The following is a 2,232-nucleotide window of genomic DNA, read 5'->3' on the forward strand; positions in this document are numbered from 1 at the left end:
CGAACGCCACCCCCGCAACTACCTGGCCTTCCTCGGCCTCGCAGCCGCGCTCTGCTGCTACAAGCGACTCCTCAAACTCACCATGTAGGACACGGTCTTACTCGGAGCGGATCACCGGGGATGGGGCATCTCCGCGGGTGTGGACGGAGGAGGGCCGGGCGACCCGGCCCTCCTGCCGATTCTGTTACGGCCAGCCTTGCTGCACCTTGGCGGGGGCGGTGTTCCAGCTCTTGGGTATGAACGTGATCATGTAGGTTCCGCGGTCGAAGTCCGCGTAGCCGGCAGACCAGTTCGGGAACTTGCTCTCGTATACGTGCATGGGGCCAAGGCCACTATTGGGCGCGTGATAGTGGTCGCCGTGGGTCCATACCGTCTTGTCGGCGTCCGCTTCCGTCTGAGCCCCGAACCAGCCGTAGTCGAAATTGACCCAACTTTCGCCAGGCTTGGCGGGACTGCGCGGGATGCTTCTGTCCCTCGACATGTCGACCAGGCCAGTACCCTGGTGGGGGCGGAAGGCATCCGGATCGCCGTACTTCCTCCTGTCGGAGGGGCCCCGCTGGTCCTGCCCGCTCCAGAAGTGCTTCGAGTAGATCACCGCCTTCATCTTGGACGGGTCGTAGTTGCCTCCGTCTCTTTCTTTGAAAGACGGTGTATTCCTCAGTGCCGAGTAGAAGTTCGAGCGGCTGTCCTCATAGAGCAGAGCGTCATTGTTTTTCGTGAGCCCCGTCTTGAGGTTTTCGACGTACGTCCCCTCGTCGTGGGCGCTTTCCAGGGCCTTGTTCATGATGGACGCCACATCAAGCGCCCGCTTGAAACCCTTCCCCTCGTCGAAACTGTCCTTGGCGATGCGACCCTCGAACTCTGCCCGTGTTTCACCGGGTCGGGGGCTGGTGTTTTTGAGGTCGTTCTTGTACTTGTTCTCGTCGAAGAACGCAAACGCCAATTTGTTCATCGGGTAGGGACCCGAATTGAGCCAGGTGACGCCAACGCAACCGTAGGACAGCTTTTCTCGCTGCTCTTCGGTCATTTGCTGCTTCTTTCCGTCGCGGTGGCTGTAGACCTGCTGCCACTTGCGTATGTAGTTGTTTATGACCGTAGTGGCCCTACCTCCGTAGGCCCGGTACGCATCGGGCATCCTTTCGAGCGGCTCGGCCGGAGGGGTTACCCTGTCGTCGGTAGCGTCGGGGGCCCGGAAGGACGGGCTGGCGCTCGGCGGTAAGTCCGCCGGAGGCTTGCCAGGTTGCCCCAGAGCCAGAGCGCTTTCGTTGAGTGCGTTGATGTTCGTGACGTCATCCGCCGTCAGTCCGTGCGTTTCAGCGTAGGACCCCTTCTCTTCCCTGTCGCTGCTGCCGACGGCCTGACTGACCGACGGGATGAATCCGTCGGCGCATATGACTGCGCCCACAGTGGCGAAGGCTAGGAACATCCGACGTTTATGCATGAAAACGAACAACTCCCTTGTGGTTGAATCTCGTGAAACGAGAGCATGCGAGAGCACGACGAATTGGAGGGACTTGCAGCGATCTGCCGTTCAGGGCCTTGGCCGCGCTGTCCTGCGCCGATACCCGATGGCATCAGGAAGGCCGCCGCCGCGAGGCGGAAGGAGATGCGGGATACGGGAGATGGCGGTGGCGGCGCGCTCGTCGCCGGTCATGACCGTGGTGGCCGCCGGGCGGGCCGGCGCGACTCGGTCACGGGCCCGGCGTGGGCTGGTCGGCCGGGTCAGGCGGGGCTGGCGCTACATCAGCGTCGTCGCCGAAGCGACGACGCGGGCCCGGTTCGGGTGGTCGGGGTCGCCGTAGCGGACCTCGACGCGCGGGTGGGAGCGCATGAACTGGACGTCGGCCGGCAGGCCGTCCAGTTCCATCCAGCGGAAGGGGTTGTCGTCGTCCGCGTTGACCGTGGCGGGGGTGGCGGCAGTCACCGGAGCGGTCGTGGCCGGGGTGGCCGCCTGTGCTCCCTGGGTGAGGGGCAGGGCGAGGGTCGCGGTCACAGCGACGGTGGTGAGGATGCAGAGAGCGGTTCTGCGTATCACTTCTCGGCTCCTGGATGAGTGATCAGGTCGATACGAGCAGTGATCATGTCTCCGTGTTAACTCGCCTGCAACATCATGGCTTTGAAACCGGCCAACCTGCCGCTAAGACGCCGTTTCTTATGGTGTGATCGTTCGTTGAGCCGTGCATGACGGATCTGGTTGAGCGACTGGTACCGGACGAGTTATGGGCGTTGTTC

Annotated in this window: 2 protein-coding genes; both read right to left on the reverse strand. The window is 62.9% G+C overall.

Annotated elements, in window-relative coordinates; translation table 11 throughout:
* Window positions 1-184: 184 nt before the first annotated feature.
* Complete coding sequence (locus tag AB0F13_RS27780) at window positions 185-1,441, reverse strand: protein-glutamine gamma-glutamyltransferase (RefSeq protein ID WP_362087944.1); 1,257 nt, start codon at window positions 1,439-1,441, stop codon at window positions 185-187.
* A 297-nt stretch (window positions 1,442-1,738) separates the two neighbouring features.
* Window positions 1,739-2,035 carry a hypothetical protein gene (locus tag AB0F13_RS27785; protein ID WP_362087941.1) on the reverse strand — a complete coding sequence of 99 codons (297 nt, stop codon included), beginning with the start codon at window positions 2,033-2,035 and terminating at the stop codon, window positions 1,739-1,741.
* Between the last annotated feature and the right edge of the window lie 197 nt (window positions 2,036-2,232).

The sequence above is a fragment of the Streptomyces sp. NPDC026206 genome, from assembly GCF_040638465.1.
GTDB lineage: Bacteria > Actinomycetota > Actinomycetes > Streptomycetales > Streptomycetaceae > Streptomyces.